Genomic DNA, 234 nt, shown 5'->3' on the forward strand with positions numbered 1-234 from the left:
TCCCCCAACTACTTTCGGCGCTGAGACGCTTAACTTCCGTGTTCGGCATGGGAACGGGTGTGGCCGTCTCGCTATCGCCACCAGACAAATATGATATTAACATTATTTTAACATAATGTCAACATTTTTTTGAGATTGTTCTCTCAAAACTGAGGATTCATCAACACAAACCATAGACTAGATCAAAGCCTCGACCGATTAGTATCATTCAGCTCCACGTGTCACCACGCTTCC

The 234-nt window shown here is 44.4% G+C and carries 1 rRNA gene; it reads right to left on the reverse strand.

What is annotated here, in order from left to right:
- Positions 1-85: ribosomal RNA gene (gene rrf, locus KNO76_RS13945) — 5S ribosomal RNA — on the reverse strand; the annotation flags it as partial.
- Positions 86-234 lie beyond the last annotated feature (149 nt).

This window comes from Exiguobacterium sp. s101, assembly GCF_018617835.1.
In the GTDB taxonomy this organism is placed as follows: domain Bacteria; phylum Bacillota; class Bacilli; order Exiguobacteriales; family Exiguobacteriaceae; genus Exiguobacterium; species Exiguobacterium marinum.